The organism is Bacteroides sp. B1-V-101, assembly GCF_023656585.1.
In the GTDB taxonomy this organism is placed as follows: Bacteria; Bacteroidota; Bacteroidia; order Bacteroidales; family Bacteroidaceae; genus Bacteroides; species Bacteroides thetaiotaomicron.
The window spans coordinates 224,408-239,686 of the sequence record NZ_JAMOKH010000004.1; the positions used below are offsets into that span (position 1 = coordinate 224,408).

The window sequence follows — 15,279 nt, forward strand, 5'->3', positions numbered from 1 at the left end:
AAACTGAGGGCTGTGTTCTCCGGGAGCCAGTTCGAGGGTATGAGCCAGACCTGCTTCACCCAGATAGTCGATAGCCGTCCATACAAAGTCCCCGATCAGATAAGGCTTCTTGTCAATCAGATTCCAGTTTTGTGCTGCTTCTTTGGGGACAGATTCGCTGCCATACATCACCTGTTCGGGAAAGCGTGAATGATCTTTCTCATATTCTTTCCATTGATAGTTATAACCGGAGACGTCGAGATTACGGAAAGCTCTCTCCGAGTCTTTCTCCCAGCTGAACTGTCTTCTGTCCCAAAATGCGTTGACAGCGGCAGTAGAGGGGCGGGTCGTATCATATTTTTCAATGGTTGCGATGAGTTTCTTGGCAATCACGTCTCCGGTCGGTTCGTCTGCACGTTCGGCAATTTCGTTGCCGATACTCCACATTATAATAGACGGGTGATTTCTATCTCTGCGGATCATGGTTGTCATGTCATGCTCGCTCCATTCATCGAAGTACTAGTGATAATCCTGCGGACGTTTTGCCTGTTGCCATTGGTCGAATACTTCATCGATTACAAGTAACCCCAGTCTGTCACATACCTGCAAGAAGTACTCCGAAGGCAGATTATGGGAACATCTGACGGCATTGAATCCGTTCGCTTTCATCAATTCTACTTTGCGTTCTTCTGCTCTGTCGAGAGCTGCCGCACCTAACAGGCCATTATCGTGGTGGAGGCATCCCCCTTTTAGTTTCAACGGTTTTCCATTCAACAGAAATCCTTCCTTTGCGCTGAATTCAATGGTGCGTATGCCAAAAGGCACGGTTATTTGATCCGATTCCTGCTGTTCCGACCGGACGGAAATGCGGGCGGTGTATAAATGTGGTGAATCGACCGACCATAATTCCGGCTTTTTGATTTCAAAAGAGAGGGAGAGGGGAGTGTTTCCTTCTCCTGCAATATTCACTTGTTTCGTGGTGGAATAGACATCCTTTCCCTGCGGTGAAAGAATCTGAATATTCAGATTGCCGACAGCTTCTCTTTTATTGGCATTATGCAGAATGGTGTGAAGATTGACTGTCGCTTTTTTACCTTCTACTTTAGAAGCGTCTACGAAAGTATCCCATTCGTCTAAGTGTACTTTATTCGTTTTGATCAACCATACGTGGCGATAAATTCCCGAGCCTGCATACCAGCGGCTGTTCAGCCCTTCATTAATGACTTTGACAGCAATGATGTTGGGAATGCCGGGGGCATTGCAATATTTATTTATATCAATCTTGAAAGGGATATATCCGTAGGCGTTGAAATATGCTTTTTGTCCGTTTATCCATACTTCCGTCTGATTGTATGCACCTTCAAAGTAGATGGAAATGATTTTGTCCGTATCCTCCGGTTGGAGAACGAACTCTTTTCTGTACCATCCTTCACCGCCTACAGTTTGTCCCGTGTCCGGGCCGCCTATGCTCATGCGTGAAAAAGGGCCGATGGTTATGCCTTCTCTTTGTACGGGGACAGGTTCGACACTCCAGTCATGAGGGAGGTCGAACACTCTCCATCGGCTGTCGTTGAAGGAAGGTTGTTCGGCGTTTGCAATGCATCCGCGATAGAATTTCCAATGTCGGTTCATGTTTATCTTACGTTCCGAAGCGGAAATGCTTGTCGTGAAACTTAACATGAAAAAAGAAATAGCCAACAAGATGGCTGAGAATCTGAAATGTTTGTCCATAGCTTTTGTCATTCATTTGATATGCGGACAAAGGTAGGGAAGAACATGAAATCAGCAGAACAACAATGTAACAAACTCCTGCAATAAATGTATCAAAATGCTCTCTGACGCATTTGTGGCAGGAGTTTGCAATGAATATACTCGTTAGCTTTGCGAATTTGATTAGTGATATTGGGTAGGAAGTACTCCGAACATTTCTTTAAAACATTTGCTGAAATAACTGGGAGTGGCAAATCCTACTTTTTCCGAGATTTCAACAACAGACAGTTCCGTGTCTGTCAATAACCGGGCTGCTTTCTTCAAACGAATGCTTCGGATGAATTCTGTCGGTTTTTGTCCGGTTATGGATTGCAGTTTACGGTAAAGGTTCATCCGGCTCATACACATATCATCGCTGAAAAGCTCTACACTGTACTCACTGTTATCCAGATTCTTTTCAACTAATGCCACTGCTTTTTTCATAAATTCTTCATCTACTTTGGAGGTAGTCAGGTCTTCCGTGTTCACTTCTATTTCTGTCAGAAATATCTGTCTGCGCTTTTGTTGCAATGCCAGCAGATGGTGAATGCGATTGTCCAGAATTTCCATATTGAAAGGCTTGGTCAGATAGCAGTCGGCTCCTGATTTATATCCTTCCAGCATACTCTCATCACCGGCACGGGCAGTGAGCAGTATGATGAAGATATGAGAGGTCTTGACATTCTGCTTCAGACGATGGCATAGCTCAAATCCGTCGATTCCCGGCATCATGACGTCACTTACTACTATATCCACTTCTTTTTCGTTGGCGATAGTTTCTGCCTCTTCTCCATTGGAGGCTTCCCATACCTGATATTTCTGTGACAGTTGCCGGTACATGAATTGGCGGAATTCTTCATTGTCTTCTACGAGAAGAATCGTCTTTCGATTGCCGGATGAGGCTGTTGCCTTGCTTTCACTCTCTTCTTCCGGCAGCAGACGGTCATCTGCCAGATGGGTCGGAAGATAAATGCGAAATTCACTTCTTTTGTATCTTTTGCTGTCCACTTCGATGAATCCATGATGCAGGCTGATATATTCTTTGACGATATGCAATCCGATGCCACTTCCTGCTGTAGCTTGCCTGTTCTCGCTTGCTTCTATCTGATAGTAGCGGTCGAAAATGCGAGGAAGAACTTCTGCCTCTATTCCTTTTCCCGTATCCTCGATTCGGATACATATATACTGAGTTCCGTCTTTGGTTATCGTATCTGCAGAAACGGTTATGCTTCCGCCGGATGGAGTAAATTTAAAAGCATTGTTCAGTAAATTATAGAGGATACGATGCACCTTATCCCGGTCAAAATACATATTGACCCCTTGTCGTGGCAGTAGAATGGCGTATTCGATCTGCTGGTTACTGGCGTAGGTTCTGAATACTTCACAGGTTGATGAGACGAATTCGTAGATTTCTCCATTCATGAGATGTAGCTTTTCGCCATTCACTTCTAATTTCCGGAAGTCCAGTAGCTGATTTACCAATTGAAGTAATTCCTGCGCGTTGCGGTAGATGGAAGATAGCTGCTGTTTCAATTTGCCGTCCTGGATATCAGTTAGCAGGCTGCTCAACGGAGTGATGATCAATGTCAGAGGGGTACGCAGTTCATGACTGATGTTCGTGAAGAAACGGAATTTCATTTGGGTCAGCTGTTCTTCCATCTGTTCTTGCTGCTTTTTGTGCAGGCGGCTGAAGTAGATCTTTAGCAGTCCTGTTATTATTAAAGCGATAGAGAGAATGTACAGGGTATATGCCCACCAGGTTTCATACCAAGCGGGTAGGCGGTGTATCTGTAAGCAGGGGATGGGCTGTGCCCAGCAGCCGTGAATGTCGGTGGCTTTTATTTCCAGCGTGTAGTTGCCTTTCGGAAGTTTGGTAAAGTATGCTGTGTTGATTCCCGGTGGCAAATGATTCCAGTTTGTGTCCCATCCTTTCAGGCGGTAGGCATAACTGATTTGTCCGGCATGTAAATGTTCAAGGGTCGAGAAGGAAACTTCTACGTTTATATTGTCGGGAGCCAGTTCGATTTGTTGGGTATTTATTCCCATGATTCGTCTGTTTCCATCTATTTTAATAGACGAAATGACTGGCTTTACGTCGTTGGGGGATTGGTCTAACTCTATTGATGGGGTAACAAGGCAAAATGCTCCGATTCCTCCAAGGCAAATGGTGCCGTCTTCTATTTTACGTATGGAAAGGAAGTAATCTACCTGAATAAAACGGTCTGAGTTGTACAGGATTCTGAATGAATGATTCCTTGGATTGTATTCTTTTACGTACTGATCGGCTAGTATCCACAAATGTCCGAAGTTATCCACGGTCATGCTTTTTACCGCATCCCCGTTGGCATTGCATGCGTTGTCTTCTTTGGTTAGTGTTTGTGATTGCGGATGATAGCTATATACATTCCCTTCTAATGTGGCAATCCATATGATACTGTCGGGAGATATGATAATGGAAGAATAGTTTTCACCTTTGTGGATGGTGTGTACTTTTCCGTCCGGTGTAAGGTAGGCGAATTCCAGTGCTTCAGTGATGTAATAGATACCTTTATCGGGAGAAGTCGCTATACCGTTGATCGCTCCTGCATCATTATGTACTCTTTTTATATTTTCGTCCGATATGGAATATTGGTAAATCGCATTTTCTGTTCCGATCCATAAGTTCCCTTGATTGTCTTCATTCAGCACACGGATCTGGCGGGCATCCGGAAGTTGGATTTCCTGTATGCGTTTCATTTTCATGCCTTCGTGTTGCAGATGCAGCACACTGGCATTCCCACTTGCTGCCCATATTCCTTGTTGTGTCCGGCATTTCTCTATACATTTTATAATATAGTATTTGCCTGTTTCGTCCGGAAAATCCGAAGCGAAAGAAATCTGTTCGGAAGCCGGATGATACAGCGATAGTCCTGTTCTTCCCTGCCATATCCAGAAATAGTCTTCCTCCCGAATCGTCCTGTCTGCCATGACCGGATAGCCGGTGATGGCGGACATGGCAGGAGTAGGGTAGCGTTTTATTTTATTGGAATCGAATGAGAGTATGAATGAATGGGGAGAATATCCCGGTACCCATACATTACCGGAGCGGTCTTCTATGATTCGGTCTAATATCTTTTTTCCTTTTGGGAGGAATGTTTCGGTAGAGACCGAGTGAAGTTTATTATCGATAATCTGGTAAGCATACAGATCATTCATGGCCGAAACCCACAGCACTCCTTGTCTGCTGTCTTTCAGCAGTCCCAGTATCTGGCTTTTATGAGGGGTGGGTTCATTGCCTTCTAACGTGGCCGGCTGTAAGGTGCAATTGTCCGTATCCGCCTGTGTATCAGAAGAAGGGACAAATTGCACGATTCCTTTTCCCCAAGTGGCTATCCAGTAACAGTTATTCTGTCTGTCCTCTGTCATTTGTGTAGGTGATGTACCACAGGTCCATGGGTGAGGTAGGAAGCTATCTGTGGAGGGATTATATTCTAAAAGACCTCCTCCCCATTGCATTACCCAAAGGGTATGTTTACTGTCCTCATAAAAGTCAGAAACATTTTGTCTGTGACCTTTCCATTGAGACGGATAGCTGCCGAGTAATTTGCCGTCGTTGGAGTAATGATAGATCATTCCTTCTGCCGATACCCAGACTGTACCGTCATGAATGGCTCGAATTGCATGGATCGTCTGTTTCCGGAGTTCTTCGTTCGTTATCTCCGTTATCGAATAATTCGTTTTATCCAGTTTATATAAACCTCGTTTGGTCCCGAACCAGATATGATGATTTTTATCCTCTGTCAGACAAGTGATGTCATTGCTTGATAATAAGTTGGGCGTATTCAGATCGGAACGGAAAACATCAATCTGATAACCGTTGTCACGACATAACCCTCCTCCTTCTGTTGCGTACCACATATAGCCTTCGCTATCTTGGAGTATATGATGGATATGCGCTACCGGTAACAGCTTCTGGGTAGGCAGTTCAGTTACGACTACTTGCTGGGCTGATACTGATAATGTTATCAGTAGGCTTATGATGAGGCTATAATAAGATTTGATAGTCATGTCTTTCACATTTTTCGGCAGATACTTCATGAGAATATTTTTCTATTTCTTATTGTCACTTGTCACTTTTAAGGATTAATCTGTTGATATGCAGTGATGTATCGGTGATAATAAGTGGTGATAATAGGGTGATAATAGAAAAAATCATCTTTTGGTATTGTCACCTTGGTATAATATAACCTTCTATCTCTCATCATCCTCGTTACATTAATAACCAATGCTCCGTTCTCTTAGCTGTTTCTAACGCTGGACTAATGTCTTTTGGCGTAGCAGAAAATTCGTTTCACGTATGTGGCCCCACCGGATTACGTATGTGAACCCATGGGATCACGTCTGTGGATCGAAAGTCTCACGTACGTGAAACGAAAACAGGAAGCTTCCAAAAGATATTAACTCAGCCTAGGTTCTATATTACAGATACTGGTCTGTGTGCTAAACCTCGTTGTATAAATATCATTTGAACTGGTATTAAAAGTTCAAAGATAGCACATTTAATGTATAGTTCTTATTTTGTCCTGATATAAAAGCGTGGATCGCATCTCTCCATGTCTTTTTATTGTAAAGCACGGATACGTACTTCTATTTCTTTTTCGTTTTTTAATCCGTCCTTCACTTTATTGATATCCGTATCTCCGTAATGGTACGGATACAAAATATGCGGTTGAATGATTTTAGCAGATTGTATAGCTTGTTCCGGTGTCATCGTATACGGTTGGTTGACAGGCAGGAAGGCTATATCGATATTCTTTATTTGTTTCATTTCCGGGATATCTTCCGTGTCTCCGGCAATGTAAATCCGGGTGCCGCCCACAGTGAGGATATATCCGTTGTCACGTCCCTTGGGATGGAATTTATCTCTACCGGGAGTTGTATTATAAGCAGGTACTGCTTCTAGTTTGATTTCGGGTGTAATTTGCAGTATATCACCATTTTTCATGGCTTGTCCTTTGTCCAGCATCTTCTGGCAATTCGGATTGGCAATAATTTTTGTATCCGGAGTTTCGATCGCAGCAATTGCTTTGGAATCGAAATGATCATGGTGTTCATGTGTTATCAGGATATAGTCAGCTTTCGGTTGCTGTGTAAAGTCTGCGTAATCAGAGACTGGATCAACAAAAAACTTTTTTCCAGCATATTCTATTAACAAGCTGGCATGCTTAAAGAAAGTGATCTTCAGGCTTTTCCCGTTCTTGGTGGTAAACGAATCCGTTTCGAAGTTCTGCATCTTTGTGGTCAGATTAATTGAATGATTGAATAAACAGGAATAAGCAAATCCGTAAGAAAGGCACAGCGCGAGTGCTACTAATAAAATCTTTTTCATATCTATACAGAGTTTGGTTCCTTACAAAGATAAACATCTATAGCGATTTATCAGTTCATGATTAAACATATTCTGTTAGAAATTAACTTTCTTATTGAGAAGTAGGATGATAGGCAGTAAATAAGAAAGGGATGAAGCATTGGTGAAAAGAGAAAGGCACAGAATCAAAATGTCCTGTGCCTTTGCTGTTTGTTATCTGATAGTAATCAGCTTTTACGCATTCAATGCCTGCTCGATATCTGCAATGATATCATCCGCATTCTCGATACCTACGGACAAGCGGATTAAGTCGGGACGTACACCTGCTTCCATCAGCTGCTCATCCGACAACTGGCGGTGAGTATGGCTGGCGGGGTGAAGCACACAACTACGGGCATCAGCTACGTGAGTCACAATAGCGATAAATTCTAATGAATCCATAAACTTGATAGAGACATCACGTCCGCCTTTCAGTCCGAAGGAGATTACTCCGCAGGAGCCGTTCGGCATATACTTCTGTGCCAGTGCATAGTATTTGTTATCCGGCAGGCCACAATAGTTAACCCAGGCGACTTTCTCGTTCTTAGAAAGAAATTCCGCTACTTTCTGAGCGTTACGGCAATGCTGAGGCATACGCAGGTGCAGTGTTTCAAGTCCAAGATTCAGTAAGAAAGAATTTTGCGGGCTTTGGATGCTGCCGAGGTCACGCATCAGTTGTGCGGTTGCTTTGGTGATGTAAGCACCTTTGCCGAATGCTTTTGTATAGGTCAGGCCATGATAAGATTCGTCCGGTGTACAGAGTCCGGGGAATTTGTCTGCATAGGCATCCCAGTCGAAGTTGCCGCTGTCTACGATACAGCCACCTACGCTTGTTGCGTGTCCATCCATATATTTGGTGGTGGAGTGAACGATAATGTCTGCTCCCCATTCAAAAGGACGGCAGTTGATAGGAGTCGGGAATGTATTGTCCACAATCAAAGGCACTCCGTGACTGTGTGCGATACGGGCAAACTTTTCGATATCCAGCACTTCGAGAGAAGGATTGGAGATCGTTTCTCCGAACAGTGCTTTCGTATTAGGCTGGAAAGCTGCCGAGATTTCTTCTTCGCTGGCATCCGGATGAACGAATGTAACGTCGATGCCGAGTTTCTTCATGGTGACACCGAACAAGTTGAATGTTCCTCCGTAGATGGCGGATGAACAAACGAAATGATCTCCTGCCTGGCAGATATTGAAAATGGCATAAAAGTTGGCTGCCTGACCGCTGGATGTAAGCATAGCAGCTACACCACCTTCAAGGGCGGCAATCTTGGCGGCAACTGCGTCATTTGTCGGGTTTTGCAGGCGGGTATAAAAATAACCACTGTCTTCCAAATCGAAAAGGCGTGCCATTTGCTCGCTGGTATCGTATTTGAAAGTTGTACTCTGATAGATGGGCAGCACACGCGGCTCACCCTTTTTAGGCGTCCATCCGGCCTGTACGCACAGGGTTTCGGGTTTGAATTGTTTTGCCATAATGATATAGGGTTTTAAGTTTTATTGCCAAAAAAAGTTTTAACGGGGCAAAAGTAGGGAAAATAATTGTATTTTTGTCCTGTTTATAAGTGAAATGATACTGATAAGGTAGTAGTCGAATATGAAAAAAAGATTCTATATTCTTTTATTAATTAGTTTTCTTCTTTCGTTGGCTGATGTGCAGGCGCAACAAAAAGCTACTCCGAAAGCAGGTGAGGGGATTTCTACTTTTTTGCTGCGGCACAACCGTGCTCCAAAGAAATATTACGATGATTTTGTGGAACTGAATAAGGCAAAGCTGGGGAAAGGGAATGTGTTGAAGCTGGGGGTAACGTATACTATTCCTCCTATCAAGAGATCGGCGGCGGCTGATAAAGAGACACCGGCAAGAAAACAATCCTCAAAGGCTTCGAAAATAGGAACCACTCTTCATGAACCTCTTTTCGGTAAGCAACTGGCGAATGTAAAGGTCACTTCCAACCGACTGGCAGGTGCCTGTTTCTATGTGGTCAGCGGGCACGGCGGTCCTGATCCGGGGGCCATCGGACGGGTAGGGAAGCACGAACTTCACGAAGACGAGTATGCCTATGACATTGCACTTCGTCTCGCCCGGAATCTGATGCAGGAAGGGGCGGAAGTGCATATCATTATTCAGGATGCCAAAGATGGTATCCGTAATGACGCTTACCTCTCTAACAGCAAGCGTGAGACTTGTATGGGCGACCCGATTCCATTGAATCAGGTGCAGCGTCTTCAGCAGCGTTGCAATAAAATCAATGCTCTTTATCGGAAAGACCGTCAGAACTATACTTACTGTCGCGCTATCTTCATCCATGTAGACAGCCGCAGCAAAAAAAAGCAGACGGATGTCTTTTTCTATCATTCCAATAAGAAAGCCGAAAGCAAACGGCTGGCAAACAATATGAAAGATACGTTCGAATCCAAATATGGAAAGCATCAGCCGAACCGCGGCTTTTCCGGAACGGTGAGCGGACGCAATTTATATGTACTTTCACACACTACCCCCGCTTCTGTCTTTGTCGAACTGGGGAATATACAAAATACATTTGACCAGCGGAGACTGGTGATAGATTCCAACCGTCAGGCCCTTGCCAAATGGTTGATGGAAGGCTTTCTGAAAGATTTTAAAGGGAGAAAATAAACTTCAATCTCTTTTTTTCGTGAACAAAACGAAAATCGGGATGTTATATATGTGCAAATCGCCTGATGACTGCTTGTAGGTATGCGAATATATATGAGTCAGTGAATATGCCTCCCCGGCATAACAGGAAGATTGCATAGTAGTTTTGTCGTGTTTTATTTTGTGTTTGTGTTGTGACGGTGCTGCGATGTGAATCGGGGTACCGTTTTTTTTGTTAAAAAGCCATCTTAACTTCATTTTTTTCAGAACTCTTGTGAACAAAATCCGAATTGGTGCGTTATTTATTATGCAAATCGCCTGATAAAGCTTCTTATGGGTATGCGAATATAGATAAGTCAAGCAAGGTATGCCTCCCCGGCATTACAGGTAAGATTGCATAGTAGTTTTGTCGTGTTTTATTTTGTGTTTGTGTTGTGACGGTGCTGCGATGTGAATCGAGGTGCCGTTTTTTTATTATAACCGCTTTGGGGGTATAACCAGGGATTATCCGACATAATAAAATTCTGTGATTCAGTCTGCCGGAAAATGTCTTCCTTTGCAAAAAAGAAATAATTTAGTATCACTTAAATCAAATCATTTATGTTCAATGAAAAGAGAAGCAGCATGCTGCACGGTGTCCTGTTGATAGCATTATTTTCTTGTGCTGCGTTTTATATTGGCGAGATGTCTTTTGTAAGAAGTATTTCTTTCAGTCCGATGATTGTCGGTATCATTTTGGGTATGCTTTATGCCAATAGTCTGCGAAATCACCTTCCGGAAACGTGGGTGCCGGGTATCCAGTTTTGCTCGAAGAAGATTCTGCGTATCGGTATCATTTTATATGGCTTCAGATTGACTTTTCAGGATGTCATGGCTATCGGGTTGCCGGCTATGCTGATCGATGTGATTATTGTGGCTGTGACTATTTGTGGCGGTATCTATCTTGGTAAATTGCTGAAGATGGATCGTGGAATCGCATTACTTACTTCCATCGGAAGTGGAATTTGTGGAGCCGCCGCCATTCTGGGGGCTGAATCGACCATCAAGGCAAAGCCATATAAAACGGCTGTATCCGTGTCTACTGTCGTGATTTTCGGTACTATTTCCATGTTTCTGTATCCTTTCTTGTACCGGAACGGATTTTGTGCACTGACTCCCGATCAGATGGGAATTTATACAGGAGCTACCCTGCATGAGGTGGCCCATGTAGTAGGTGCCGGAGATGCGATGGGAAACGGTATTTCGGATTCTGCCATCATAGTGAAAATGATTCGTGTGATGATGTTGGTTCCTGTGCTTCTGATTACTACCTATCTGGTGGCGAGAGCGCGGAAAAGACAAGTGCAGAAAGGGCAGAAGTTTCAGAAGATTGCAGTGCCCTGGTTTGCAATAGGCTTTATGGGTGTCATCGCTTTCAATTCTTTTGATTTGCTTCCTGCGCAGTTGGTGGCAGGTATTAACACACTGGATACCTTTTTGCTGACAATGGCTATGACGGCACTTGGAACAGAAACAAGCATCGATAAATTCAGAAAGGCCGGAGCCAAACCTTTCGTACTGGCTCTTTTACTTTATGTGTGGCTGGTAGTCGGCGGATATTTCCTTGTGAAGTATCTCACTCCTTATCTGATGTAGAAGAAATCATCTGATGTAAGGGAAAAACGTCTCCTTGCAAAATACTTATTATCACTTTCACCGCAAATTGTACAATCTTAGACGGATAAATAAAGTGTCAGTCACTGAGAACTTCTCATTTTATCTGTATGATAGATACAATTTGTGGCGAAAGTGATGCGTTTCATCCGGACAGGCTATATTTATAGCTTTTCTTTCGGATAGTTAGGACCGTAAAGCATCGTTTTTTTGCGGACAACCAATTGACCGTCTTTCACAAATTCCTCTCCCCGTTCACTGAGGTGGCGGATCATTTCTGCACGCATGCCTGCCAGCAGCTTTTTATATTTCTTGTCGTTCACAGCATTATGCAGTTCTTTAGGATCTTTGGCAAGGTCAAACAATTGCTCTTCACCTGTATAGAAGTACCAGATATATTTAATCTTTCCGTCGGTCAAAGCACACCAATAGTTGTCATCACTGTAGCAAGTGGTATGTTCCAGATCGATGTATTTGCGCCATTCCGTTTCTGTGCCTTTAGCCAGAGATAGCAGAGAGCGTCCGTCTATGTCGGTGGGAACGGAGGTTCCCGCTATTTCGAGGAAAGTTGGCAGCAGGTCACGAAGTTCTACGGGATTATCCACCTTGCCGGGAACGACTTGCGCTTTGGCTGGCCATTTAATAATATAAGGTATGTGCGTAGATCCTTCATACGGGTAAGTCTTTCGCCAGTGGTAGTGATCTCCCATCATATCTCCATGATCGGAAACGAAAATGATAAGGGAATTATCATACATTCCCTTGTCTTTTAAGGTCTGGAGGACACGCCCTATCTGTTCGTCTATGAAAGTGATGTTGGCATAATAATAGCGTTTGGAGTGACGTGCATATTCATTTCCGAAGTTGCCGTAGGGAGCATCTTTGGCTGCTTTTTCGGGGTCCAGTTCTTTGGCGTATTTCCCACACCAGTCACCAATGACGGGATCGGGAACCTGCGCATCCTTATACATATCGAGAAAGCGTTGAGGCGGGTCGTACGGGCTGTGGGGACGGGCAAAGGAAACTTTCAAGAATAAGGGCTGATTGCCGTTATCATAATTCTGTATCATCTGACAAGCCATTTCACCGGTCCAATAAGTAGGGTGCAGACTTTCTTTCAGTTTATAGGTAGCTGCTCCGTGATCGTTCCATCCGATTCCGGTTTCATCCGGGTTCTTTCCCGGTGCCTGTATTTGAAACCATAAGCGATAGTCACTGATGAAATTCGGATCTTCCCGGCGTCCGCTTTCATCCAGCAGCGTTCCTTCGAAACCGTGTTTGATTCGTTGCGGATACCAGTGCATTTTTCCGATACCGAAGGTATAATATCCGGCATCTTTCAGCATCTGAGGCATTTCGTGGTTGTACTTGGGGGCAACTTTACCGTAACCTAACAAGCCATGATGCCAGGGAGACTGTCCGGTCAACAGTCCGGCACGGGCAGGGGTACTGCTGGGACACGAAGAATATCCGTTCATAAACAACGTTCCTTCGCTTGCCAAAGCGTCCAGATGGGGGGAGATAACAGATTCATTATCCATGCATCCCATGGCGTCGCCACGTTGCTGATCGGTCATAATTAAGATAATGTGCGGTTGTTTTTGTGCATAGGCCAAAGATGAGCACAATCCGGCCGTGACGGCAAATGTACATTTCAGGTTAATCATATTTTCAGGTTTTTCATAATGTAATACTGCAAAGGTATAAAGTTTTATCTATTTTGCGTGAAAGCATTTCTGCTTTTTATATGAAAAAAGAAACTGTTTCAGAAACAGGTGGGGGCACCTGTACTGAAACAGTCTCTTTTATTATAGCTGACCGCCTATAACTTATAAAGGCATATTTCCATGTTTTTTAGGCGGATTCGTCTGCATCTTGTTCTCTGTCATTTCCAGTGCCTGGATCAGACGTTTGCGGGTTTGTCTCGGATAGATGATTTCGTCGATGAATCCCAGTTCGGCAGCCTGGTAGGGAGTGGCAAACTTTTCCTTGTAGGCTTCCAGTTCTTTATCTTTTGTCTCTGCATCCGCTTTGCGGAACAGGATGTTTACCGCACCTTCCGCACCCATGACTGCGATTTCCGCACTCGGATAAGCGAAGTTCACATCTGCACCTGTCTGTTTGGAGTTCATCACAATATATGCGCCGCCGTATGCCTTGCGGGTAATGACTGTCAGTTTGGGAACGGTAGCTTCGGCAAACGCATAAACGATTTTAGCACCGTGGCGGATGATACCGTTGTTCTCCTGCGTATATCCGGGAAGAAATCCTGGCACATCTTCGAAAGTAATCAACGGAATGTTGAAACAGTCGCAGAAACGGATGAAACGGCTTGCCTTGTCGCTGGCGTCAATGTCGAGAACACCGGCAAGGTAGGCCGGCTGATTGGCGACAATACCAACCGAACGGCCTGCCAGACGTGCAAAACCGATGATGATATTCTTTGCAAAGTTAGTCATTACTTCGAAGAAATAGCCGTTATCTACTACCCGTTCGATGATATCCTTCATGTCGTATGGTACATTCGGGTCTGCGGGGACGATGGTGTCGAGTACGGCATCTTCACGGTTGGTCTCGTCAGTACAGTTCTGCTTTTTCGTTTCGTCCATATTATTCTGAGGCAAGAAGGAAAGCAGTTCGCGAATACTCATCAACAGTTCTTCTTCGGTATTGCACATAAAGTGAGTGACACCGCTTTTGCTGCTGTGTGTCATGGCACCGCCCAGTTCTTCTTTGCTTACCTCTTCGTGAATCACAGTCTTTACCACATCCGGACCTGTCACAAACATGTGACTCTTTTCTTTCACCATAAAGATGAAGTCGGTGAGGGCAGGAGAGTAGCAGGCGCCTCCGGCACACGGACCAAGAATAGCCGAAATCTGAGGAATCACTCCGCTTGCCATTGTGTTCTGATAGAAAATATCCGCATAGCCGGAAAGGCTTTCAATTCCTTCCTGAATACGTGCGCCACCGGAATCATTCAGCGCAATTATCGGAGCACCGTTCTTCAATGCCAGTTGCTGCACTTTCACAATCTTTTTTGCGTTCGAAGCGGACAGTGAACCTCCGTAGACTGTAAAGTCGTAGGCATAAACAAATACCTGGCGCCCGTCAATCTTTCCGTAACCGGATACGATGCCGTCTCCCGGAATCTTGTTTTTGTCCATGCCATAGTTGGTGCAGCGGTGAACCATCAACTTGTCCAGTTCAACAAAAGTACCTTTGTCGAGCAGCATTTCGATACGCTCGCGGGCAGTCATCTTTCCGTTTTCGTGTTGCTTTTCAATCTTTTCCACGCCCCCACCGAGGGAAGCGATGCGGTCACGTTCCTGGAACGTGGCGTATGCTTTATTTATTTCTTCCATGATGCAATCCGTTTTTAGTATTATACAATCGGCTCTAATGTTATTAATGTCTGGTCACCGGTGATGTTGTCGCCTTCTTGAACCAGAATTTCCTTGATGCGGCAATCTGAAGTCACTTTGTAGTTGCTCTGCATTTTCATGGCTTCGATGACGATGACGGTATCTCCCGTTTTCATTTCCTGCCCTGCCGTAACAGGGATTTTCACCACCTTTCCCGGCATTGGGGAAGTGATGCGGTCGTTCTGTTCATCTTCGCCTTTCTTGCGCATACGCAGATACTTTGCCTGGCTGTCCACGATTTCAACATTGAAACTGCTATAATGCGTATTTACCTTATAGCTTTTACCGTTTTCGCGGCGAATCAGTTGTGCGTTTGCGCTGCGACCGTCCATCAGAATATTGCAGGTGCCATTTTCGGCCATCACAACATCTGCTTCAAACGGTTTTCCGTCAATGGTAAGTACCACTTTATTGTCTTCCTTGCTGACGAGCTCTATTTCCGCTACGCGGTCTCCTATATGAATTTCCAT

The 15,279-nt window shown here is 44.4% G+C and carries 8 protein-coding genes and 1 pseudogene; 2 read left to right on the forward strand and 7 right to left on the reverse strand.

What is annotated here, in order from left to right:
- Window positions 1-78: 78 nt before the first annotated feature.
- The 4 genes and pseudogenes from NBH01_RS26650 to NBH01_RS05540 form a co-directional block, all read right to left on the reverse strand.
- A pseudogene (locus NBH01_RS26650) lies at window positions 79-1,722 on the reverse strand (glycoside hydrolase family 2 TIM barrel-domain containing protein); the annotation flags it as partial.
- Between the two features lie 150 nt (window positions 1,723-1,872).
- The gene (locus tag NBH01_RS05530) at window positions 1,873-5,805 is read right to left on the reverse strand and encodes an ATP-binding protein (RefSeq protein WP_234140874.1); all 3,933 of its coding nucleotides are present in this window, start codon (window positions 5,803-5,805) and stop codon (window positions 1,873-1,875) included.
- A 523-nt stretch (window positions 5,806-6,328) separates the two neighbouring features.
- Window positions 6,329-7,096, reverse strand: coding sequence for an MBL fold metallo-hydrolase (locus tag NBH01_RS05535; protein ID WP_234140876.1), 768 nt, complete (start codon window positions 7,094-7,096; stop codon window positions 6,329-6,331).
- A gap of 213 nt (window positions 7,097-7,309) precedes the next feature.
- Window positions 7,310-8,590 carry an O-acetylhomoserine aminocarboxypropyltransferase/cysteine synthase family protein gene (locus tag NBH01_RS05540; protein ID WP_221656514.1) on the reverse strand — a complete coding sequence of 427 codons (1,281 nt, stop codon included), beginning with the start codon at window positions 8,588-8,590 and terminating at the stop codon, window positions 7,310-7,312.
- Between the two features lie 121 nt (window positions 8,591-8,711).
- Here NBH01_RS05540 and NBH01_RS05545 point away from each other — a divergent pair, with 121 nt between their 5' ends.
- Entirely contained in the window at window positions 8,712-9,752 is a 1,041-nt protein-coding gene (locus NBH01_RS05545) for an N-acetylmuramoyl-L-alanine amidase family protein (protein ID WP_062694618.1), read from the forward strand.
- Between the two features lie 579 nt (window positions 9,753-10,331).
- Entirely contained in the window at window positions 10,332-11,366 is a 1,035-nt protein-coding gene (locus NBH01_RS05550; protein WP_008766269.1) for a YeiH family protein, read from the forward strand.
- A 182-nt stretch (window positions 11,367-11,548) separates the two neighbouring features.
- Here the strand turns inward: NBH01_RS05550 and NBH01_RS05555 are convergent, their stop codons facing one another.
- The 3 genes from NBH01_RS05555 to NBH01_RS05565 all read right to left on the reverse strand — a co-directional run bounded on the left by NBH01_RS05555 (window position 11,549) and on the right by NBH01_RS05565 (window position 15,279).
- The gene (locus tag NBH01_RS05555; protein ID WP_250700028.1) at window positions 11,549-13,051 is read right to left on the reverse strand and encodes an arylsulfatase; all 1,503 of its coding nucleotides are present in this window, start codon (window positions 13,049-13,051) and stop codon (window positions 11,549-11,551) included.
- 162 nt (window positions 13,052-13,213) lie between these two features.
- The gene (locus NBH01_RS05560) at window positions 13,214-14,749 is read right to left on the reverse strand and encodes an acyl-CoA carboxylase subunit beta (RefSeq protein WP_022470623.1); all 1,536 of its coding nucleotides are present in this window, start codon (window positions 14,747-14,749) and stop codon (window positions 13,214-13,216) included.
- A 20-nt stretch (window positions 14,750-14,769) separates the two neighbouring features.
- A complete protein-coding gene (locus NBH01_RS05565; RefSeq protein WP_008761156.1) occupies window positions 14,770-15,279 on the reverse strand; it encodes an acyl-CoA carboxylase biotin carboxyl carrier protein subunit in 510 nt (169 codons plus the stop codon).